Raw genomic sequence first — 23635 nt, 5'->3', positions numbered from 1 at the left:
TCGGGGTTCTTGGGGTTCGATTCGGGCTTCGATACCGACAACTCTCTGCTCCTCTCGAAATGGCGTTCACAATCAAAGAGCGGGCAGACTGAGACCGAGTGTCACCGCCATGTCGTCCACATCGCGGGAACGTTCGATCGCGTCGATCTTCACCGCATCCATCCAGTGAAGGTTACCTGCTTGCCGTTCGCGGCCACTGTCGCGATCAGGCCGGATCGGCGGCGCGGCTCTCTGAACAGGGAGTTCTATCGGGAGGCTCCGGCGAGGCCGACACGATCGAAGCGTGGATGCCGATCACGGCCGCGGGCAGATGGCCGAGGATGCTCGCGACGGCCACGTCGTCGGCTTTCCTGGCGAACACCGCACCGTCGATGCTCGCGAGCACGTAGCGGGTGAGCTGGACGTTGATGTCGCAGGTCGGGGCCAGTTCGAAGATGCGGGACAGGCCGTCACGGATGGCCGCATACGACCGCTCGCGCGCTTCGCGCACCACTTCCTGGGTGCCGGATCCGCTGAATGCGCCGGGGGTGATGGCAACCGACAGCATCAGGCCGAGAAAGGCGGGCGCCTTCTCCAGTTCGGTCTCGAGCGCCCGCGCGAACGCGGTCAGCTTCTCGATCCGGGTGCCTTCGGGGAGCGGATGCGACGCCATCGCGGCGAACAGGCGGTGCGCACCACGTTCGACGACGTTGACGAGCACGCCGTCCTTGGACCCGAAGTAGTGATAGACCGAGCTCAGCGGCACCTGGGCCTCGGCCACGATCCTGGCGATCGTCGCGCCCTCGAAACCGTGCTCGGACATCACGCGCTCTGCCGCGTCGAGGACCACCTCGCGTGATGCGAGGCCCCTTCGATTGGGCTTCACCAGACTGCCTGACACCCGGAACAGGGTAGACCGCTATGTCCGATCAGGCGAGGGTCCGTGAACTGGGCTCGACCCGTGGTCGTGAATCTCGTAAGCCCGGAATCGTGGCTATTGAGACCCTGTACCAGGGACCGTTATAGTAGGTTACCTAAACCTACCCAGCGGTAAGTTGTGAGCTGTGACTGTCGTGGTCGACGGAGCCGCGAGTTCACATTCACGGATCTGCAGGGTTGAGGTCTTCCGGCCGAACTCGGTCGGTGCGTCCCTGCGCGAGCTCGCCGAACGAAGGATGTCTGTGTTCGAAATGGTCGATTTGCCCAGAGTTCCCGATCGTGGACACGAGACAGAAGCCGCACGGACACGGCGCCTGGCATGGATTCGCGAGCAGATCGGCCGGCCGCTCGAATCGCTGGATCAGTTCGATCTCGATGCCACGCGGCTCGTCGGGAACATCGAGAATCTGGTCGGTAGCGTGACCATCCCGGTGGGCCTTGCCGGCCCTCTGCTGTTCCGTGGCGAGCACGCCACCGGCTGGATCACCGCACCTTTCGCCACCACGGAGGGGGCGCTCGTTGCCTCGGCCACCCGCGGAGCACACGCGGTCTCCAGGTCCGGGGGTGTGGCCACTCGCGTGCTCGGGCAACGCATGGTCCGGTCGCCGCGGTTCGATCTCGAAGACGTCGTCAGCGCGCACAGCTTCGCCGAATGGGCGACGATGCAGCGTGAGGCGCTTTCGGAGGAGATCTCCGACGTTTCGCAGCATGCCCGCCTTGTGGCGATCCGGCCCGTGCAGATCGGTCGCAGCGTGGACCTCGTGTTCGAGTACGAGACCGGTGATGCATCGGGCCAGAACATGACGACGGCCTGCACGTGGCGGGCTTGCCTTTGGATCGAGAAGCAGTTGGCGCAGCACCCGGATATAAATCTGCGGTCGTTCTGCGTGGAAGGAAACACTGCCGGGGACAAGAAGATCAGTCAGCGTTCGTTGATCAACGGTCGCGGTACCCGGGTCACCGCAGAATGCTGGATCGACGCGGAGACCCTCGAGAAGGTCCTGAAGGTCAGCCAGGCCGACATGGTCCGCGCCTATACGATCAATGTCGTCGGAACAGCCCTGGGCGGCGGAATCTCTCCGAACATCAACGTGGCCAACGCGATTGCGGCCGTTTTTGCCGCTACTGGCCAGGACATCGCGTGCGTGCACGAGTCCAGTGCGGGCATCTTGAACATCGAGGCCGACGGTGACGGCATCTACGCGTCCATGCTGCTTCCTGCATTGGCACTCGGGACCGTGGGCGGCGGCACCAACCTTCCACAGCAGGCCGACTACCTGGATGTGATCGGTTGCCGCGGTACCGGCAATGCGCAACGCCTGGCCGAGGTCATCGCCGGATATGCACTGGCACTGGACTTGTCGACGTTGTCCGCGGTGATCGGCGGCCAGTTCGCCACTGCGCACGAGCGGTTGGGCCGCAACCGGCCGGTGAACTGGTTCACCGAAGTCGATCTCACGCCGGAGTTCTTCGACGGCGCGCTTGCCGGCGGGACACCGCCCGCCCCGGCTCGTACCGTCGAATCGGTCAAGGTCATCGGCAACGCCACCGCGTCCAGTGTGATCAGCGAGCTGACTCATCGGGTGAGCACTCAGAAGCTCGTCGGCGTGCTTCCCGTCGACGTTCACCTCGACGGTGATGCGCAACCGCTGGAACTGATGGTCAAGGCCAAGCCGCTCGACGGTGAGGTCGTACTCGCCGCACACCGGCTGGTTTCTCTAGCCGGGGGCCGCCTCGCGGAAGCGTGGTCCCGTGGGAGCGACGTCAGCGACTTTCTCGGCACGCACATGCGCGAACTCGAGCTGTATCGGAATCCTGGCGCCTTGGCGCCGATCATGCCGACATGTCATGGGATATACGAGGCGCCCGACAGGGAAGCCTTCGTGTTGCTGCTCGAGAGACTCGGCGACGATGTGATACTCCGAGATTCGGGTGACAGTCCAGAAGACTGGACTCCCGATCACATTCGCACTGCACTGAGCGGAATCGCAGGCGCACACGGCCACTGGTACGACAACTTCGACGAACTCGTCGAGCAGGAGTGGATGGGTCAGCCGACCGAGGCTGCCCGTGTCGCCGAAATGACCGAACTGTGGATGGGGCTGTTCGAGCATCATCGACAGGAGTACCCGAAGCTGATCTCGGGCCCGTGGTGGGACGAGACGGTGCAGTGGATCGACACGATCGGCGAGTGGTGGCCGGAGCTCGAGGCCATGCCCCGCACCTTGGTGCACAACGACTTCAACTCTCGCAATATCGGGCTGCGCCGTGTGTCACCACAGATCGCAGGCGAACCCGACACGTTCGCTCTGGTCGCTTACGACTGGGAACTGGCCACCGTGCATGTGCCGCAACGTGACCTGGTGGAACTGCTCGCCTACGTGCTCGAGCCGGACGTGTCCGCGGCGGAGGTCGACGGCTACATCGAGCATCACCGGCAGGCTGTCGCCGCGGCCGCCGGCGTGAACATCGATCCCCAGCAGTGGCGTCGCGGCTACCGGCTCGCGATGGCGGACTTCACGATCCGGCGTCTCTCCCTGTACCTGATGGTGCACACGGTTCATCGGCTGTCGTTCATCGAACGGGTTCTGGCAACCGTGCAGCGCCTGAACGAGATCGAGCGCGAGCGCGGATGAAGGTACATCACCTCGATTGCGGTTCGCTTCCGCTCGGTCTGGTCTCGCACTGTCTGTTGGTCGAGACGGGAACATCGCTCACTCTCGTGGACGCCGGGTTCGGTACCGACGACGTTCGCGCCCCGGAACGCACCTTGGGATGGACCAGGCATGTGATGCGGCCGCAACTGGACTCGGCGCAGACCGCGCTGCATCAGGTCGCCGCGCTCGGGTACTCGCCCACCGACGTTCGTGACATCGTCCTCACCCACCTGGACTACGACCATGCCGGTGGCATCGCCGACTTTCCGTGGGCACGTGTGCACGTGCACGGGCCCGAACATCGGGCGGCGCTCGAGCCCACACTGTTGGATCAGCTGCGGTATCGCCCGGCTCAATGGGCGCACGATCCGGACTGGGTGGTCAACGAACTCGGCGGCGACGAGTGGTTCGGTTTCGAGACTGTCGCGCCGGTTCCCGGTCTGCCCGAGGAGCTCCGCATCGTCCCGCTGTACGGACATACCGCCGGACACGTCGGTGTGGCGGTCGAGTCCGAGGGGCGATGGCTGCTGCACTGCGGGGATGCATTCCTGACCGATGTTCAGCTGAATCGCATGTTGCCCGGACTGCTTCTCGCGGGTGCTGCGTTCGGTGTGGCGAGCCCGAAGCTGGCTGTCTCGCGGGTCGTGAACATGCGCAGACTTGCCGACCTCGCACGCCGACACCGTGACGACGTCACGGTGTTCTCGTCCCATGATCCACTCGCGTTCGCCCGGATGGTGGCATGACAGCGAAGGAAGTTCGATAATGCGCCGCACGATGATGCACTCGAAGATTCACCGGGCCACAGTGACGCACGCCGACTTGCACTACGTCGGGTCGATCACCATCGACGAGGATCTCATGCGCGCCGCCGACATTCTCGAAGGCGAGCAGGTCGACGTCGTCGACATCACCAACGGCGCACGCCTCACCACCTACGCGATCACCGGCGCCGCCGGTTCGGGTGTCATCGGAATCAACGGTGCCGCTGCTCATCTGGTCGACCCGGGTGACCTCGTGATCATCATCTGCTACGCGCAGTTGGATGCCGACGAACTCGCCGCCCACGTACCTCATGTGGCGCACGTGGACGCCCTCAATCGTCTGGTAGCCCTCGGATCCGATCCGCAAGAACCCGTCCCGGGTGCACCCGACCAAGTCGCAGGCGGAGCAACCACCACCCCATCACCGATAGGAAGCGCGTCGTGACAACAACTCGATTCACCGAGAAATCACCCTTCCCGCTGCGATTGCTGGCGTACTCCAACGAGCGCTTTCCGCTGTGGCAGGTCGCCGGTCAGTTCCCGATGTTCCTCGCCGCATTCCTGTACGGGCAGTTGATCGTCGGCAAGGATGCCGAGTTCACCGGCCCTCTCTTCGCGGGTTTCGTCGCGTTCGTCGCCTACACGCTGATGGTGCGCTGCATCGACGACTGCAAAGACGCAGCACACGACAACGAGCACTACCCCGATCGGGTGTTGCAGCGCGGTCTGATCACGTTCACGCACCTGAAGATCATCGCGGTCATCTGCTTCGTCTCCTCGGTCGCCGTCTCGATCTACGTCGACGGAGGACTGGGCCGGGTCACCATGTGGTGGTTCATCATCTTCTTCACCAACAACCTGGTGCAGTTCGTTCAGGTCAAGTGGCGCTTCATCGGGGAATGGCTCGAGTCGCGCCGCGTACTGCTCGCGTTGAGTGTGATTCCCTTCTGGGGCTTCGGTTCGGTCTGGATCGCGCAGATGGGCGCAGACGACGCTCTGGTCACCGCCAAGGTCTGGTGGCTCGTGGTTACGTGGTGTGTTGCGGCTCTACTTCTCGAGATCGCGCGCAAGTCCCGTACGCCCGAGGACGAGCGCTCCACGGTGGTGGACTACACGAAGTCCGACTCGTCGTGGACGCGTTCGCTCGGCTTGAACGGCACCGTTGTCACTCTCGTCACGCTCGCGCTCGCTGCCACGCTGCTCGAGGTCGGAATGCTGCACGCAGTGGATGCAGGTACGTGGTGGGCCTACCTGGCGTTGGGACTCACCATGCTGCTCCCGACCGCGGCCGCGGGTCGCTTCTGGCTGAAGAAGGACCGCTACCGGGTCAAGGACGTCTCCGAGATGGCAGCAGGTGTATGGGTGATCGGTCAGATCGTCACCGCGTGTGCCCTGCTGTTCGCGAGCTGAGGCGCACGCAATGGAATTCGCGATCGTAGGTGGGGCAGTCTCACTACCCGGCGTTCACGATCTTGATCGTATGCGCGGCGATCTCGACGCCGGCAACACGCATTTCGAGACGGTATCGCGGACTCGGGCGCTACGGGCGGGCCTCGGGGACAAGGAGGTCGACAACGAGAACTATGTGGCCACCGCGTCCCCGCTCGAAGACGCCATGTGCTTCGATCGCGAGTTCTTCCGAATGACGGCAGCCGAGGCGTTGTGGACCGACCCCCAGCATCGCCTCCTGCTCACCCTGACGCACGAGGCTCTCGAATCAGCTGCTTTGGCACCGAATTCCGGACGCCACGGCGTCTACGCCACGATCGGTTCACCGTCCTACCTGTGGGGCCGGGTCGCGCCGGAGGATCTGGCTGGGCCTGCTCGGGTCGACTACCAGTCACTTCTCGGGAACGACAGGGACTTCGTCAGCTCCCGTATCGCCTACAAGTTCGGATTCACCGGTGCGGCGATGACCATCCAGAGTGCGTGCTCGAGTTCGTTGGTCGCACTGCATCAGGCCTGCCTGGCGCTGGCCTTCGGTGATATCGACGTCGCGGTGATCGGGGCCGCCTCGCTGAACTTTCCACAGGACCACGGCTACATCCACGAGCCGGGCGGGATCTTTTCGCCCACCGGCCGGAGCCGACCGTTCGATGCGAGCGCGGACGGTACCTTGCGTGGCAGTGGCGGCGGTGTGGTGATCGTTCGTCGACTCGACGATGCGGTGGCGGCCGAGGACAACATTCTCGCGGTGATCGCAGGCAGCGCTGTCAACAACGACGGATCGCAGCGAATGGGGTACAGCGCGCCGTCCGTGCAGGGCCAGCACGAGGTGCTGTCCCTGGCAATGGACCGGGCGGGGATCGGCGCCGCCGACATCGGCTACGTCGAGGCGCACGGGACGGGAACTGCGATCGGCGACCCCATCGAGTTCCGGGCACTCTCGCGTGCGCACGGTGACGGTGACGACCGCGTCGGGCCCTGCTACCTCGGCTCGGCGAAGGCCAACTACGGCCACCTCGATGTCGCGGCCGGCATGATCGGCCTACTCAAGGCCGCACTCGTCCTCGAGTCCGGGACGGTGTTTCCGCAACCGGGATACGACCATCCCAATCCCGCAATGGGATTGGACTCCTCACCGTTCGACATAGCGACGTCACCCGTGCCGGTGTTCGACATGTCTCATGCCGCGGTGAGCTCGTTCGGAATGGGTGGCACCAACGCTCACGTGGTTCTTCGGAAAGCCTCCGAACGTGCGGCCCGGCCGACGTCGCGCGAGAGTGTGTCGATCACCGTCTCGGCGCGGTCCGACGAGGCATTGACGTCGTATCGGGGTCGGCTGGCCGAATATCTGCGAGCCCATCCGGACCTGGAGCTCCGCGACGTGGCGACGACACTGGGGACGAGAGCCGTCCACGAGTACACGTGGACCTCGACGGCCTCGACCAGCGCGGAGCTTGCCGGCCGGCTCGACAGCGCTCGGGACGGCGATACGCGCGTCGACGACAGCAATTCGGAGTCGCGTATCGGCGGCCGCAGAATCTGGTTGCCGCCCGCCCCTCTGCTGCGTGATCGGCACGAGTTGCCCTTGCTGCTCGAGGACCGCACAGAAAATGCGGCGCCGCAGCAGGAATCCGGCGGCGACGTACGGTCGACCTTCTTGCGTCTGGTGTCGGAGGAACTGGGCGTGCAGGCGGATGTCGACACCGACTTCTTTGCCGCCGGCGGCGAGTCCATGACCTTGGTGTCATTGGTGGGCAAGCTCACCGACCTGCATGGCTTCCGTGCCGACTTCGACGAACTCGACGGCGCGGTCCAGCTCGGCGAGATGATCACCGTGCTGACTCGCCAGGCGAGCGCGCGAGGCGGTGAACGCCGCGACCTGATCGTGTACGGAACCGGCGATCCTGCGATCTACCTCTACCCACCGGCAGGTGGCACCAACTTCTGCTACGCCGCACTGCATCGAGCGGCGCCGGCACACACGCTGGCCGCGTTCCGTGCCGTACGAGACAGTGAGACGGTGGAAGAGATTGCCGCGGAATGTATTGCCGGCCTACGCAAGAGGGGCGCGATTCACGACGGCATGATCCTGGGTGGGTACTCCTTCGGTGGCAATGTCGCCTTCGAGATGGCACGTCAGCTGGAATACGAAGAATCGGTATCCCCAGGTCGCATCGTGATGATCGACTCCTATGCTCCCGGCTCCTTCCGCGGGTTTGCGGATTCGAGTGGTCGAATGGCGTCGGAGATCGAGGAGTTGTTGCGCGGCGCCGCCGCCGATCTGGTCGGCTACGACTCGGCGGCCGACACGGACACCTCGGGCGCGCGCGTGCTCGACGCCTTCGCAGCGATCTGGTCGGCAAACAACCGCGCATTGGCGCGGTATCGCCCTTCCGGTGCCGTTCGGGCCCCGATCACGTTGTTGCGCGCTCGGACTCGGCTGAGCGTTGCCCGCGCCACGGCGTTGGGTATCGATGTGGACCGCACGTCCGACTGGGCGGAATGGACGACGTCGCCCGTCGAGATCGTCGACGTGCCCGGTGACCACTATTCGGTGTTCACCGACCCGGCCGACCGTACGACAACCGCCCAAGCGTTCACCCGCGTTCTGCGCGCCGTACAACCCGAAAGCGGGTCCCCGAAATGAGATACGCAACGCCTGTCCAACGCAGGCTGGTGTTGGCTGCAAAGCTGCGCCCTGACGATCCGTCAGCGAACTGGGCGCTGCTGTCGCGATTACCTGCCGGCACCGACGCACATCGGTTCGCCGCTGCGGTCGAGGGCGTGCTGAACCAGAACGCGGCTTTCACCGAAGAGTTCGACCTGGGTCGAGGCGGCGAGGTGACGGTGACTGCGAGCAACACCCGCACCTCGGTGAAGGTTGTCTCGTACCCGGACGAGTGTGCCGTCCAGGCCGAGGTCGGCCGTCTCGGAGACTCGGTGTACGACCCGTCCACCGCGCCGCTCTACCACGCAGAGATCGGCGTCGTCGGTGAGCGCTGTTACTTCATGTTCGCCGGTGCGCACGTTCTCTCGGACGGCTTCGGCTTCTACAACCTCATCGCCGACTTCGCCGGCCGGTACGCCGATCCGGCCTACATCAGCCCGGACAATGCCTCCCCCGCAGACGCATTGGAACCGTATACCCGCCCACGTGACGAAGTCGTCCGATACTTCTCGGAACTCTTCGGAGACCTCGACAGCTTTCAGATCGACGGCTGGGACCGTCGCGACGATCGCGGCCGCATTGTCGGCTCGATATCTCGAAGTCCGCTACCTGCCGACGAATACGATCTGGCCGGAGCCATGGCGCGGGAGATCGGTGTACGCCGATACGCGGTTCTGTTGTCGGCGATGGCGGTGACGGTCGGCGGTATGCGCGGACTGGACACCGTGGTGATCTCCACCCCGATGTCCAATCGTCGGTCCGGGGCGGCGTCGCAGACGACACGTGGAGTACGTGTGAATGCGCTGCCGGTGCGCTTCGATCTCGGGGAGCGCGACACGTTTGCGAACCTCTGCAGTCGTACCAACCAGCAGATCGACCGGTTGATCGAGTTCGAGCAGCATGCATTCTCCGAATTCTCGCGGTCGCTGGTCGCTTCGGAATCGATGGACTCGACTCAACCATCTGCGGCCTTCACCCTCTACCCACGTCCGCTCGCAGCCACGGCCGCCGGTGAAGACGGCGAGCCGATCAACGTCGACCGGCGCTACCTGCAGTACCCGTTGACGATCAATGTCGAGGTGACCGACGGCGCTGCCACACTGATAGTCGAGCGCGCCGACTACCTGTCCGGCGTCGACGCGGCGCAGATGTATCGACACGTATTGGCGCAGACGACCGACACGCGGGGCGCGATCGCCCTGGGGGACATCGAATGGGCCTCGGGTGTGGGCGCCGCCCGCGTCGACATCGAGACCACCTTCCCGACTCGCACGATGGGAGAGGCGTTCGCGACCGCGGCGGAGAACTACCCGGACCGCATTGCCGTCCGGGAGGACGACCTGCAGGTCACCTACCGTGAGCTGGATGCGATGTCGTCGTCGATTGCGGCATGGGTCGACGAGAACGTCCCCGGCGAGATGGTGGGCGTGACCATGCCACCGTCGGTGCGGTGGCTCGCTACGGTTCTTGCTCTGTTCAAGGCAGGCAAGGTGTACGTGCCGATCGATGCCGCCGCAGCACCGACGCGCATCACACAGATCGTGCGCGAGTGCCCGGGCATCGCGATCCTGACCTGTGACGCCGGAACGTTGCACAGTGCGGGTGCGAACACGGTGGAACTCCCGGGTGTATTGCCGGAACGACCGTTCACCGGCCGTCCCCCGGTCGCGGACGACACCGCGTACGTCATCTTCACTTCGGGGACGACGGGATCCCCGAAGGGGGTTCGAATAACGCACCGCAGTGCTGCCCGCTTCTTCGACGGTCTGCTGGCCGCGACCGAGATCGACGCGTCCAAGTGGTTGTTGTTCCACTCCATCTCGTTCGACATCTCGCTGGTCGAATCGTTCGGTGCGCTGCTCGGTGGCGGCGCCGTGTGTATTCCACGCCCGGAAGTGAAGAGGGACCCGGCACGGCTCGCCGAGTTCATCGAGCGGCACGAGGTCGAGGTGGTGTCGCAGACACCGTCCGCCTTCGCGATGCTTTCCGGACGGCTTCGCCGCGCACCGTCCGTGCGCGAGGTGCTCTTCTGTGGCGAACGGCTCGAGTTCGCCACTCTCGCCGACTTCGTCCGTGAGCGACCCGACGTGACTTTGACGAACTGCTACGGCATCACCGAAACGACGATGTATCACACGGCTTTTCGTCTCCCCACAGATCCCGAGCAGTTTCCGTCGGAGTCGGTTGTCGGGCGCCCGTTCGCCGATATGGGAATGGCCGTGGTGGATGCGCAGATGCGTGTCCTCCCGCGTGGGGTTCTCGGTCAGATCGTCGTGACCGGTGCGGGATTGATGGAGGGCTATCTGAACTCCGAAGAGCTGACAGCGCAACGGGTTCGAGAAATAGACGGCGTGGTCACGTATCTCTCCGGGGACCGCGGATACCTCGACGACAACGGCGAATTCGTGGTGCTCGGTCGGGTCGACAACCAGGTGAAGATCCGCGGACACCGGTGCGAACTGGGCGAGATCGAGCACGCATTGATCGCCACCGAACAGGTCCTGCGCGCACACGCGACCGTGACCGGCTCGGGTCTGAGCGCCGAACTCGTAGGCTTCGTGGTGCTCTCGCGCGACGGTTCGGTCGAAAGCGTCCGAGACCGCGTACGTAGTCTGCTACCCAGGTACTTCGAGCCGGATCGGTTGGTGGTTCTGGACGAACTCCCGGTCGATTCGAACGGGAAGGTGGATTCCGCTGCGCTCATGTCTCGGTTGTCCACCGACGAGTCGGCGGCGTCTTCGGTAGATGCCGTGCCGGACCGAGCCGGCGACATCGATGTCGCGGCCGTGGTCGAGCAGGTGTGGCGTGAGGTGCTCGGAACGTCGGAGTTCGACGGAACAACTAGATTTTTCGACGTCGGCGGAACATCCGCGATGGTGCTTCAGATGGGCGAACAGTTGCGTTCGCGCTTGGGTGTGACGGATCTCGATGTCGTCGATCTATTCGAACATTCGACTCCGGACACACTGTCGGATTTCTTGTCAGGGAAGGTGTGAACCGCGTTGCCACTCAGTGATTCGGATATCGAACTCGATGTCGAGACGGAAGAGGACAGCACGGCCTATCGGTCGATCTGTGGCTGGTTGACGCAGCCGAATCCCCACAAGGGTGTCCGTCTGGCCGACGAAGCGGACGGCTGGACCCTCAGGTCGTACCCCGACTTGGCGGCGGATGCTCGCGACATCGCTCGGCGACTCACCGCTGCGGGGCTCACCCCGGGCGACGGTGCCTGTGTCGTGTTGCCCACCGACTTTCCCTGTATTGCCGGGATGTTCGCGGTGTGGTCGACAGGTGCAAGTGTCACTCTGGTTCCGCCGCCTGTCTTCGGCGGCGGAGAAGAGTACGAGGACCACCTCGCCGCAATTCTGACCAGAGCCACGCCACGTTTGGTGGTCACGACCGGCGGTCTCGAGCCGTTGGTGGCGCGAGTGATGGAGCGCGCCGGAATGTCGGGTTCGCCCGTCGCGATCGATCGCGTGGATGAGGCGTCCCCCGGGGTCGCCGGGCCCGCCCCGGTGCAGCGCCCCGCCGTCTCGGCGTCCGATATTGCGATGGTGCAGTTCACGTCCGGGTCCTCCGGAACGCCGAAGGGGGTGCGAATCAGCTGGCGCAACCTCGCCGCGAACACGAAATACATCACCGATTCCATTGGGTGGCGGACCGACGACGCCACGGCGTCGTGGCTGCCTCTGTATCACGACATGGGGCTGATCGGCGGGCTGCTCATGACCGTGGCCAACCAGGGCGATCTCTACCTGATGCGCCCCGACCAGTTCATTCGTGATCCGTTGCGCTGGATGCGTGCCATGGCGACGGCGCAGCATTCCGTCTCACCGTCGTTCGGGTTGGGTTACGCGGCCCGGCGTATCTCGAACGACGAAGTTGCCGACCTGGACCTGTCGGGATTCCGTTCGCTCGTCGTCGGCGCCGAGCCGATCGACACCGGCCACGTGCAGGCATTCACGACCCTGCTCGAAGGAACGGGCTACGACCCCCTGAGCGTTCGGCCCGCCTACGGATTGGCCGAGTCCACGCTGATGGCCACGATCGCCCCCGTGGGAAGCACGCCGGTAGCAGTGCAGCTCGACAGCGCGGCGCTGCGTTTCGGTGCCACCGTGTCGATCCTTGCGGAGACGCCGTATCGCGGCCAGGAGTTGGCCGGCGGCGGCTGGATCGTGGGTCTGGGCAGCTCGACCGACGCCTCGTCGGTACGGATAGTCGACGGCGACGGAAACTCCGTTGCCGAGGGCGTTCTCGGCGAGGTCGTCGTCTCGGGTGAATCCGTGGCCACCGGCTACCACGACGAGGACGGTTCGTCCGCGGACACCGGCGGCACCCGCTTCTCGGGCGGGGAACTCTTCTCGGGAGACGCCGGCTTCCTGCACGCCGGAGTGCTGTACGTGCTCGGCCGAATGGGATCGAGCATCAAGGTGCGCGGAAAGTCGGTCTTCATGGAGGACGTGGACGGCCGGGTCGCACACGAGACCGGGCTGCCCAAGCACAAGTTTGCAGCCGTCGCGATGCAGGAATCCGGTGCGGCGCAAGGAATAGTGCTGTTCGTCGAGCACGCACCGGGCCCGTGGATCGACGCTGCGCGCAAGGTACTGCGAGCAGATCTCGGTGCCGCGCACAAACTCACGGTCGTCACGGGCGGTCGTGGTCTGGTTCGCCGCACCTCGAGTGGCAAGCCGCGTCGCCGTCTGATGTGGGAGCTGTTCTGCGATGGCGAGCTCGGGGACGTCACCGTGCACGACGCGGCAACGCCCGTCGCACCCCGCCCGGAGCGAACGTTCGAAGAACGTCGGCCGTCGATGTCGCTGCTCACCGACACCGAGATAGCCGAACTGCTCGATCGGGCGCTCGAAGCCGTCGACGTGCGCGACGATGCGACGATCCTGCTCGAGGGGTCGATCGCGGAGGGATTCGGCAACGAGGGGTCCGATATCGACTTCCTCGTCATTTCGCCGGGCGACGAAGACACACCGGAGATGCCGACCGTCCTCTTCATCGGCGGACGTCGCGTCGAGGTCCGGACACGTTCCGAGGCCCAGGTGCGTGCGCAGCTCGAATACGCCAAGAAGGCGCTGTCGGCCGAGGACGTGAACGAGGCGGCTCTGCTCGAACTCAACCAGGATCTGCTGAATCGGTGTCAGCGGTTCTCCCGCGCCGCCGTGGTACAAACCGGCAGTGCCGACCTCGATGGCCTGCGCGAGCTGTTGCCGGCTCCCGATCTCGGTCGGGTACTCGCTCGGTGGTGGATCTCGCGCAGCGAGCAGTCGCTACGCCAGGCGGTCGCGCACAATGCGCTCGAGACGCACGCAGAAGCATTGGACTGGGCGCGCGACGGTCTGTTGCACGCAGTCAAGGGCTGGGCAGCGGAACGAGGCGAAACATACCTCGAGACCAAGTGGGTCGGCCCGCAGCTCGAGCGGATCGGTGACGTCGAGGTCACCGACACCTACTTCGCGCTGACACGCGCGCTCCTTCGCGGCGACGAAACGCTCGCGGGGGCCCTCGAGTTCGCAGCGAAGATGGGTGTGCACGTTCCCGACGACGCCGCCATGGTGGTGCTCGCACGCGTAAAGGGCGTCACGTCGTGGCCGATCGACGGCCGAATCCACGTGGTGCGCGGGGACTCGGATGTCTTCGTGCTGTCGGACCGAGCGGCAGTGGCGTGGCGCTCCGTGGTGTTCGGGCACTCCCTGCAGAGCATCACCGCACAGTGGTCGGAACCACTGCACGGCGAGCTGGCCGAGTTCGTCCGGCTCGGATTCGTCACGCCGCGATGGGGTGGCCGACGCGGGCCGGCTCTGCGTCCCGCCGTCGCGATGGTCAAGCCGCACAGCCCGTACACGCCCACCCCGTCGAGTGTCGTGCCGGTACTGGGATTGGATGGCGCAACCTGCCTGGAAGGCGCCCCGGCAACTCTCGTGCCGATGCCTGCACGCAGATTCACCGAATGTGCGACCGTGCTGGTCTGGTCCAACGTGATCGTCGAGAACGCCCGCGAGGATCTGGTGGGCGCGCTCGCCCAGAATCAGGGGCGAGTAGCCGATGTGGCCGCCGACAGAATACTCAAAGGCGCAGTGCGGTTGCTGTTGTCGGTGCTCGGATGCAGCCCGCTGCCGCCGGATGTGGCTGCAGTGTCGACACTCGAGCGTCTGATTCCGGCCGCTACCGAACGACGGCAAGCGCTGCTCCTCGAGCTGCGCGAGGCGCAGCTGGTCACCTTCGCAGGCCCGAACGGTACGGGCGCAGACGCCGGACTGGCTGTACTCGACACCTTCGTCGATTCGGTTCGCGCCATGGCGAAGCTGCAGTTCCCGGCGTCGTTCGATTCACACGAACAGTGGCGCCGAACCCTCGAGATCGCCTACGACTGGTTGCGGCTCGCCGCGTACCTCGACGCCGACCTCCCCATCGACGAGGTACAGGACCTGTTGTCCTCCGGCGGGGCTCAACCACACCAGCGCGACAACGCCAACGGAAAGAAGAAGTGATGACCGAGGAGAACCTCGCAGACCGCACCCGTTCACTGATCGCCCGCATGGCGCCCGATGCGCCTGCCGAGGTGAGCGACGAGCAACGATTGATCGAGGACCTTGGGTTCGACTCCATTCGATTGATGGAACTCACCGTGGCATTGGAGCGCGTGTTCGCCTTGCCGCGACAGAATCCGGAACAGCTCGTCGACGTCCTCAAGGTTTCGGACGTGATCTGGCTGGTCGAGAGCCAGTCCGGTTCGGAGACTGGCGAATGACCGTGCGCAACACCGTTCTCGTCACGGGCGCCAGCGGCCTCGTAGGCTCGGAAGTCGTTGCGCGACTTCGGGGTCGTGGGGTCGACGTGGTGGCGCTGACCCATCGCAAGCCGCATGTGGTGGACAGCAACGGCGATCGAACCGAGATGGAGCCGTTCGGAGTGGGCGGGTCGAATACTGCCGGTGCGAGCTACGTCCAGGGAGACGTCCGAAGCGCTGATTTCGGTTTGGACGAGGCCGCCGTCGCAGCCCTCGGCGAACAGGTCGGTCGGATCGTGCACTGCGCCGCGACGACCGACTTCGCGGCACCGGAGCGTGACTATGCGGAGCTCAACGTCGGCGGCACCGAGCATGCGGCGGCCCTCGCACGTGCCTGGGATGTGCCGCTCGTCTACGTGAGCACGGCGTACGTGTGCGGTCGTCGTGAGGGGACCATCGACGAGAACGATCTCAGCGACGAGTACTCGTTCGGCAACGGATACGAGAAGAGCAAGTACACCGCAGAGCAGAATGTCCGGAGCACGTCCGGGTTGCGTTGGGCCATCGTGCGTCCCGGAATCGTCACCGGTTGCGCAGAGACCGGGGCGATCCGTGACTACAAGAACCTCTACACGGTGGTCAAGCTCATCGTCGAGGGCAAGTTGTGCACCCTGCCCGGACGCTACGACGCCACGCTCTCGCTGGCTCCCGTCGACTACGTTGCGGACGCCGTGGTGGCCGCGGTGACGAATTTCGAGAGCGCAGAAGGAAAGACGATCCATGCGGTCGGCGATACCCCACTGTCGCTGCGCGACATGTCGGAGATCTTCGCCGAGTACCCGTCCTTCGAAGTTGCCAGGTTCGTGCCGGGCACATCGTTCTCCGTGGACGACCTGGACGTCATCGAGCAGGAATACTATCGCCGGATCGGCGCACAGTACGCCAGCTACTTCGACGGAAAACGAACGTTCTCCACCGTCAATGCCAGAGAGCTGGTCGGCACGCCGCCCGAAACCGGGAAGGACTACCTCCGGGAACTGCTCGACTACTGCCTCGAGACCGGGTACCTGGGCACGCCGCTCGTATCGATCGAAGAGGTCGTGAAATGCTCGAACTGACCGAGATCTCCAAGCGTTACGCCATAGGTGGACAGCAGGTTCAGGCTCTCGATTCGGTGAGTCTGTCATTCGCCAAGGGGACGTTCAGTTCCATCGTCGGACCGTCGGGCGCGGGCAAGAGCACGTTGCTCCATATCCTCGGCACGCTCGATACGCCCGACTCCGGTGAGGTGGCGTTCGCCGGTCGCAGCGTCGGCACTCTGGACGACAATGCTCTGTCCGAGTTCCGCCGTAACACCATCGGTTTCGTGTTCCAGTTCTTCAATCTTCTTCCTGCGATGAGTGCCTGGGAGAATGTTGCTCTTCCCTCGTTGCTCGGCGGCAACACGTTGCGGAAGGCGAAGCCCCGGGCAATGGAACTGCTGGCACTGGTGGACCTGGCCGACCGTGCGGAGCACCGCCCGTCGGAGATGTCCGGTGGCCAGATGCAGCGTGTGGCCGTCGCCAGGGCACTGATGATGGACCCGCCGGTGATCCTCGCGGACGAGCCGAGCGGAAATCTCGACACCAAATCCGGTGCGCAGCTCATGGACCTACTGGCCGGAATTGCACACGACACCGAACGTGAGCGCGTGGTGATCACCGTGACTCACAACATGGATGCGGCGGCAGCGACCGACCGCATCATCACTCTTCGAGACGGCGCTGTACGTAGCGACGAACCCAGCGGTGGCCAGTGAGATCGGCTCTCGACAGACTCTGGGTGTTCAGCGCCCGCGAACTGTCCGAACATCGGGGGCGCGCGCTGGCCGCCTCGGCGGTCGTTGCGGTGTCGACCGCACTGCTGGTCGCGGTGCTGTCGATCATCGGATCGATCAACAGTTCCATCGACACCGTGGCAGAGGGGGTGACCGGCGAGGCGGCACTGGAGGTCTCGGCGTCTTCGGGCAACGGCTTCGACGCGGGCGTGTACTCGGATGTGGCCGGCGTCGACGGGGTGCAGCAGGCAGTTCCGTTGGTACAGACGACGGTGACCACACCCTCGGGGCCCCTGCTGCTGCTCGGCACGGATGCGAATGCCGCCGCACTGCGCAGCCCGATCCAGGACCAGGTGCAGAGCCACACGGCGCAACTGCTGAGCGTCGAGAACGGGGTGTTGGCGGGCCCGGGCGCCGGCTATCAGGAAGGTGACCGGCTCCGACTGCAGAGTCAGGAGGTCACGGTTGCCGGTGTGCTGGACGGTCCGGACGCGCAACGATTCAACGGTGGCGACTACGTTTTCGCGCCACTCGCACTCGCACAGAAGGTAGCGGGAAACGACGGCAAGCTGAACTCGGTCCTCGTCGTCGCGAACCCGGATGTCGACACGACCGCGCTCGAGGACAGCGTCGCGCGCGCAGTGGAGGGTCGCGCACTGGTGGGCGAGCCCATGTCGGAGCGCACCAAGGCCAGCAACGGTGTCGTTCTCATTCAGTTCACCGCCATCTCGGCCGCCGCGATGGCGTTCCTGGTGGCAACCTTCCTCATCTACACATCGATGAGCATGGCGATCGCCGGCCGGCGACCCCGGATTTCGATGCTCCGCGCGCTCGGCGGCAGCCGCCGCTCGATCGTCGGCGATCTCCTGCTCGAAACCACCGTCCTCGCGCTGATCGGCGCGGCGATCGGCTCGGTGTTCGGCGTGTTCATCGGTCGTGCCGCGATCGGACAGCTGCCCGGTCTGTTCCTGCAATCGGTGACCGCAGAGGTCGAGTTCACCTTGCCCTGGTGGGCAATTCCGCTCGCGATCGTGGTGGCCGTCGTGGCATGTGTGAGCGCCGCAGGCCTCGCGGCACGCCAGGTGTATCGCGTTTCGCCGGTGGAGGCGCTCGCCCCCGTCGGTGTGGCGAGCGTCGACGTGATCCGGACCAAATGGCGGGTGGCCGCTGCGGTCGCGGGAGTCGTGCTGGCGGTGGTGGCCTTCGTCAATGCGACGACCCAGCCGGGAATCCTTGCGAACTCGGGTATCACCACCATGTTCGCCGCAGAGATCCTGCTCGGATTCGCGTTCGGCGCGCTCCTCGTACGAGCCGCCGCACGCACCGCTGCTCTGTTCGGTAGTGCCGGCACTGTCGCCGGCGAGACGATCGGCCGCGCCCCGAAAAGATCGTGGGCGATCCTGATGACGGTGTCGGTGGCCGTGGCGGCGACATTCGCGATCAGCGCCGGAAACGCGAACGCCGTGGATTCGACGAAGGATTCGTTCGAAGCGCTCGGCACCGCAGACGTGTGGGTGTCGACCACCCCCGCAGGAGAGTTCGCAACGGGGCCGACCTTGCCTACCGACCTCGCCGATCAGGTGCGGTCGATACCGGGGACCCCGGACGTCGAAGAGGGCAAGACCGGATATCTCGCGCTCGGTGACCAACGCGCACTGGCCTTCGGTATCGGGCCGAACGCAGCAAACCCGTTGGTCGCCGCGGCCGGGGACGACGTGCGGCAGCGGGTGCTGGCAGGCGAAGGCGTCGTACTGTCCGAGGACCTGGCGGAGTCGTTGTCGGTGTCGGCCGGGGACGAGCTGACGGTGCCGACTGCCACCGGAACGCAGCGAACGACTGTCCTTGCGGCAGTGCCGTTCTTCTCCGCGCTCAACGGTGCACTGGCCATGGATCTCGAGCAGATGCAGCAGTGGTTCGACAGTGCCGAGCCGTCGACCCTCCAAGTTCAGGGTGCACCCGGCTCCAACCCTGACGAGGTGCTCCGTGCGGTCCGCGAAATTCTGCCGCCCGGTGTTCTCGCCTACACCGGCGACGAAGCTGTCCAAGGGTTCGGCGACGCGCTGAACCAGGCGACCAGCCTCAACCATCTCATCTGGATCATCGTCACGATCATCGCCGCGGTGGCTCTGCTCAACACACTGCTGTTGTCGGTGCTCGAGCGTCGCCGCGAACTTGGCGTACTGCGTGCAATCGGCTCGAGCCGAAAGTTCACCGTGGCGATGGTGTTCGCAGAGTCGACCGGAATCGCCATCGTCGGCGGCGTGCTCGGGCTGATCTTCGGACTCGTGCAGCAGGTGGTGGCCGATCTCGCGTCCTCGCGGGCGTGGAACGTCGACGTCGCCTTCGAATTGGTACCGCTGTCGTTCGCGATGGCGGTAGGTGCGCTCTTCTTGTGCCTTCTGGGAGCGCTGCCACCGGCGTGGAAGGTCTCCCGTACGAACATCATCAACGCTATGAGGGTCGAATAATGCAGAACGTCCAGGCCGAGCGCACGTCCGTACTGCGCGCAGGCAACCAGGTGACCGCCGATGACGGCCGGTGGGCCGGTGGCAAAGCCGCCGGACTGGCGAAACTCGCCGCGGTCGATGCGCACGTGCCCGCCTGGCAGGTCATCGGTGTCGACTGTTTCACCGCTCATGTGACCCGCGGCGATGTGGGTGAGCTGCATCAGCAGTTGATGTCCGCCGCGGAGCCGGCGGACCGTGAGCGCATCGCCGAGACGTTGCGGGATGCGATCGTCGCCGCGCCCGTCGACGACGTGCTCGCGGCCGATGTTCTTGCCGCGCTGGCCCAGCGAGGGCCTGTCGCCGTACGCAGCTCGGCCGTTGGGGAGGACGGTGCCGACCGGTCCTACGCGGGGATCTACGAGTCGTATCTGTATCTCACGAACTCCGAGCAGGTGCTCGACGCGATCAAGCGTTGTTGGGCATCGGCGTTCAGCCCGCGTGCGCTGCACTACCGCTCGGAAAATGCGGAGCCGACGGCGATACCGGAGGTTGCCGTCATCGTTCAGGACATGATCGATGGCGACGTGTCAGGCGTGCTGTTCACCGCAGATCCGGTGTCCGGATCGACCACTCGGGCACTCGTCAGCGCGTGTTGGGGTCTCGGTGAGGGTGTGGTCAACGGTGCGTGTGCGGTGGACGAGTTCACCGTCGCTCACGACGGCACCGAACTGTCGGCGCGGTTGGCGGACAAGGACATCGAGTTCGTCCGTATCGACGACGGCGGTGTCGAGCAGCGAGACATCGACCCGAGCCGGCGTACCGTGCGATGCCTCGAACCCGAACAGGTCAGGGCGCTCGTGCGCGAGGGTGTGCGGATTGCTTCGGCCCTGGGCGGACCGCAGGACATCGAGTGGACCTTTCGTGCCGGGCAGCTCGTCGTGCTGCAGACCCGTCCGATCACCGCACGCGCCACCGCGCCTACGAGCCAGGCAATCGGCGACTGGCGAACCGTGTGGGACAACAGCAATATTCAGGAGTCGTTCAACGGCGTGACTCTGCCGCTGACGTTCTCCTGGGCGGCGAAGGTCTACGAGGTGATCTTCCGGGAAACCCTGCACTTGATCGGTGTCCGCAGCGATGTGGTGGCGGCCAACGACAAGGTGCTGCGCAACATGATCGGTCTGGTGTCGGGGCGCGTCTACTACAACATCAACAACTGGTACCGCGTGCTGCGGTTGGCCCCCTTCTTCGACCGGAACAAGGACGACGTCGAGCGGATGATCGGTGTCGAGAATCCGGTCGACTTCATCGAGGGGATTCACGCAACGACCCGCGAACGCATCACCACCGTTCCTCAGCTGGCGCCCGTGTTCGTCGTGCTCGGCTGGCGCATGGCCAACCGCGGGAAGCTGGTCGATCGGTTCCAGCGTGAGGTCGGAGGCGAAGTCGATCGGATCGGCCGTGACATCGCCGACGCACAGGACCTCGAGCAGCTTCTCGATCTCTCCGAACGCATCCTGAACCTGTTCGACCGTTGGTCGGTGCAGATCCTCAACGACCTCTACCTGAGCAATCAGGCCGGCCGCGCACGGCGTCTGCTGGCGCAGGACGGCGTTGCGTCCGAGGAGATCGTCGCTGGGCTGCTGGCGTCCGAAGAAGCCGTCGAATCCTTGCAGCCCACCATCATCCTGATGCGCCTGGCGGCTCACATCCGTAAGGACGAGGCGTTGACCGAGGCGCTCTACGCCGGGGATACGCGCACGGGATACGACGCGGTACGGGCCGGATCCGCCGAAGTCGCAGACGAGTTGGACCACTACATCGAGCTCTACGGCGACCGCTGCATGGGTGAGCAGAAGCTCGAGACCGTGTCGCTGCGGCAGGATCCGTCGTTCGTGGCCACGATTCTGCGCAACTACGTCCGCGACGAGACCATCGACGCGCAATCGTTCGAGAAGGCCCACGACGAGCGGCAGGCGACGTTCGAGCGTGACGTTCTCGGCGCGCTTCCCCGCCGGCGGCGTGAACGGATTTCTCGAGTGGTCCGTAAGGCGCGCATCGGCGTCCGTGATCGGGAACGCATGCGGTTGACTCGAACTCGGATCGTCGGCGTGGGCCGGGCCGTGTATTGCCGTGTCGGCGAACTGCTCAGCGCAGCAGGACAGTTGGACGATCCGCGTCACGTGTTCTACCTGACGATGGAGGAGATCACGGCGTTCGCCGAGGGGCGTTCGATGACTGCCGATCTTGCTGCGGTCGCCCGTGCCCGGATCGCCGAGTTCGCCACGTACGAGGAAACGGAACCGCCCAACCAGTTCGAGACCACCGGCCCGCCTTACGGCTTCTCGCATTCGGCAATCGAACCCGCCACCGGTGAGGGCGGAGACAACCGGGTGGTGCACGGTACCGGCTGCTGGCCGGGGATCGTCGAAGGGCAGGTCCAGGTGGTTCTCAGTCCGAACGACGACCTCGACGTGCGAGGGAAGATCATGACGACGATGCGCACCGATCCTGGTTGGGGGCCGCTGTTCCCCAGCGTCAAGGGCTTGCTCATCGAGCGTGGCAGCACCTTGTCCCATTCGGCTGTGCTGGCTCGGGAACTCGGCATTCCCGCCGTGGTGGGTGTGCCCGGTCTCATGTCCTTCATCAGAGATGGCGAGCGTGTTCGTCTCGATGGCGCAACAGGGCGAGTGGAGCGACTCGATGACCTCGACTGAACCGTTGCTCATCTGTGTGTCGGGCGGCGACGCCTCGGGAAAGAGCACTCAGGTGGCCGCTCTTGCTGCGGCCTTGGCTGCGGACGGTCTCCGAGTCGCCGAGGTGAGTATCTGGGACGCTTTCACCGACCCCTATGTGGCGAGCCGGCTCCCGTTCGGCGAGCGTGAAGAGGTATTCGAGTACTTGCGAATACTCAGCTCCCGTTCGCGGGCGCACTTCCTGTTCCATGCGCTGCACGTGGCGTTGGACCGGGCAACAGAGCAGTCGCCGGATGTCCTCCTGCTGAATGCGCATTGGTACAAGTACTTCGCGACCGAGGTGGCCCATGGCGGTGATCCCACGGTTCTGCGGGCCTGGACCGCAGGCTTTCCGGTGCCGGCACAGACGTTTTTCCTCGACATCTCGGCGGAGACGGCTCTGTCGCGTAAGGATCAGCGCAGCGACTACGAGAGCGGGTACGGGGACGCCGCGGCCTTCGTCGAGTTCCAGAAATGCAGCCAGAAGGTCTTGCGTCAGCTGTGCACCGAACTCGGCTGGACAACGCTGGACGGCACCGACGATCCAGAAGCGCTCACGGCAGCGATGCTGGCCGCCGTACGTGAGAAGACGTCCCGGTGACCCGCCGTGTGGCAGTCGTCGGCATCGACGGCTGCGGGAAGTCGTCGCTGATCGCGCAGATTCGTGAACGCACTGCGGACGACCGGATCGTCTCCATCAGCTGTCCGGATTTCCACGACAGCCAGGACGGGCCGATGCACGATCTGTCCAGGCAGCTCAAGGCGCTCGGTGAGGAAGCGGATCGTGCCGGCGACGCGACGATCAAAGCGGCCACCCTGTATCTGCGCATGACGCTGTACGGGCCAGTTGAGCGCTTCTTCGTCGACAGCTATCAGCCGGACGTGCTGGTGTGCGAACGCCATCCGCTGATCGAAACGTTCGTGTACGGACCTCTCTACGCCCGGCTGGCAAAGGGGCCGCGTCGCGGCGGCGCCGATCTGGAGCAACTGTGGGATGCGGTCGATCGACGCTTGCCGGGTGCCAGGCGGTCCGGGCAGCGCTGGCAGGCATTGGAGCACGCGCGAGTCGGGGCCGGCGCAGATCTGACGACCGTGCTGGACCACATCGTGGCGACCTTCGACAATGGCCCGGCCGAAGCAGTGCGCATCTTCGGAGACGCGTATCGAACGACCATGCCGGACGTGGTGATCTGGCTCGATACTCCACCGGTCGAGGCGGCACGGCGGTGCGCGGAGCGCGGTGGTGCCCGAGAAACCCACGAGAATCTGGAAAGCCTGTCGTTGCTGCGAGAGAACTATCGCCAAGTCGGCCCCCTCCTGCAACGAGCAGACTCGAACGTGCGGTTCATCCGGGTGGACGGCAACGAGCCCGAGCGGGTTCTCGATGCTTGTCTCGAGTTGGTTCTCGCACCGTAGGGCGCTTCCGCTCCGACGGACCCCCTATT

General features: G+C 65.0%; 15 protein-coding genes. 14 read left to right on the top strand and 1 reads right to left on the bottom strand.

The genetic code is table 11. From position 1 onward, the window contains the following. Positions 1 to 205 precede the first annotated feature (205 nt). Positions 206 to 829: a TetR/AcrR family transcriptional regulator gene (locus ACZI8R_RS04075; protein WP_463378302.1), complete on the bottom strand. Its 624-nt coding sequence runs from the start codon at positions 827 to 829 to the stop codon at positions 206 to 208. A gap of 340 nt (positions 830 to 1169) precedes the next feature. On the opposite strand from ACZI8R_RS04075, the gene ACZI8R_RS04070 reads away from it, so the two are divergent. Genes ACZI8R_RS04070 through ACZI8R_RS04005 form a run of 14 tightly spaced genes read left to right on the top strand, consistent with a single transcriptional unit; the run spans position 1170 to position 23606 of the window. Next, the gene (locus tag ACZI8R_RS04070; protein WP_463378301.1) at positions 1170 to 3554 is read left to right on the top strand and encodes a hypothetical protein; all 2385 of its coding nucleotides are present in this window, start codon (positions 1170 to 1172) and stop codon (positions 3552 to 3554) included. Then, on the top strand, positions 3551 to 4321 hold the full coding sequence (locus tag ACZI8R_RS04065) for an MBL fold metallo-hydrolase (protein ID WP_463378300.1): 771 nt from the start codon (positions 3551 to 3553) through the stop codon (positions 4319 to 4321). The genes ACZI8R_RS04070 and ACZI8R_RS04065 overlap by 4 nt, the downstream gene beginning before the upstream one ends. 19 nt (positions 4322 to 4340) lie before the next feature. After that, entirely contained in the window at positions 4341 to 4784 is a 444-nt protein-coding gene (gene panD / locus ACZI8R_RS04060) for an aspartate 1-decarboxylase (protein ID WP_463378299.1), read from the top strand. Beyond that, the gene (locus ACZI8R_RS04055; protein WP_463378298.1) at positions 4781 to 5749 is read left to right on the top strand and encodes a UbiA prenyltransferase family protein; all 969 of its coding nucleotides are present in this window, start codon (positions 4781 to 4783) and stop codon (positions 5747 to 5749) included. The genes panD and ACZI8R_RS04055 overlap by 4 nt, the downstream gene beginning before the upstream one ends. Before the next feature lie 10 nt (positions 5750 to 5759). Beyond that, positions 5760 to 8432, top strand: a complete 2673-nt coding sequence (locus ACZI8R_RS04050) for a beta-ketoacyl synthase N-terminal-like domain-containing protein (RefSeq protein WP_463378297.1) — start codon at positions 5760 to 5762, stop codon at positions 8430 to 8432. After that, positions 8429 to 11449: an amino acid adenylation domain-containing protein gene (locus ACZI8R_RS04045; protein WP_463378296.1), complete on the top strand. Its 3021-nt coding sequence runs from the start codon at positions 8429 to 8431 to the stop codon at positions 11447 to 11449. The genes ACZI8R_RS04050 and ACZI8R_RS04045 overlap by 4 nt, the downstream gene beginning before the upstream one ends. A gap of 6 nt (positions 11450 to 11455) precedes the next feature. Next, positions 11456 to 14953, top strand: a complete 3498-nt coding sequence (locus ACZI8R_RS04040) for a DUF6001 family protein (RefSeq protein ID WP_463378295.1) — start codon at positions 11456 to 11458, stop codon at positions 14951 to 14953. Continuing rightward, complete coding sequence (locus tag ACZI8R_RS04035) at positions 14953 to 15213, top strand: acyl carrier protein (protein WP_463378294.1); 261 nt, start codon at positions 14953 to 14955, stop codon at positions 15211 to 15213. The genes ACZI8R_RS04040 and ACZI8R_RS04035 overlap by 1 nt, the downstream gene beginning before the upstream one ends. Next, the gene (locus ACZI8R_RS04030) at positions 15210 to 16310 is read left to right on the top strand and encodes an SDR family oxidoreductase (protein ID WP_463378293.1); all 1101 of its coding nucleotides are present in this window, start codon (positions 15210 to 15212) and stop codon (positions 16308 to 16310) included. The genes ACZI8R_RS04035 and ACZI8R_RS04030 overlap by 4 nt, the downstream gene beginning before the upstream one ends. Beyond that, a complete protein-coding gene (locus ACZI8R_RS04025) occupies positions 16298 to 16990 on the top strand; it encodes an ABC transporter ATP-binding protein (protein WP_463378292.1) in 693 nt (230 codons plus the stop codon). Before ACZI8R_RS04030 ends, ACZI8R_RS04025 begins: the two co-directional genes overlap by 13 nt. Then, positions 16987 to 19476 carry an ABC transporter permease gene (locus ACZI8R_RS04020; protein ID WP_463378291.1) on the top strand — a complete coding sequence of 830 codons (2490 nt, stop codon included), beginning with the start codon at positions 16987 to 16989 and terminating at the stop codon, positions 19474 to 19476. Before ACZI8R_RS04025 ends, ACZI8R_RS04020 begins: the two co-directional genes overlap by 4 nt. After that, complete coding sequence (locus ACZI8R_RS04015; protein ID WP_463378290.1) at positions 19476 to 22172, top strand: phosphoenolpyruvate synthase; 2697 nt, start codon at positions 19476 to 19478, stop codon at positions 22170 to 22172. Before ACZI8R_RS04020 ends, ACZI8R_RS04015 begins: the two co-directional genes overlap by 1 nt. Beyond that, the gene (locus tag ACZI8R_RS04010; RefSeq protein WP_463378289.1) at positions 22159 to 22791 is read left to right on the top strand and encodes a hypothetical protein; all 633 of its coding nucleotides are present in this window, start codon (positions 22159 to 22161) and stop codon (positions 22789 to 22791) included. The genes ACZI8R_RS04015 and ACZI8R_RS04010 overlap by 14 nt, the downstream gene beginning before the upstream one ends. Further along, complete coding sequence (locus tag ACZI8R_RS04005) at positions 22788 to 23606, top strand: hypothetical protein (protein WP_463378288.1); 819 nt, start codon at positions 22788 to 22790, stop codon at positions 23604 to 23606. Before ACZI8R_RS04010 ends, ACZI8R_RS04005 begins: the two co-directional genes overlap by 4 nt. Positions 23607 to 23635: the final 29 nt, after the last annotated feature.

The organism is Rhodococcus huquni, from assembly GCF_055231055.1.
The sequence above is the reverse complement of the archived record's forward strand: the minus strand, read 5'-3'. Positions and strand labels throughout refer to the sequence as shown.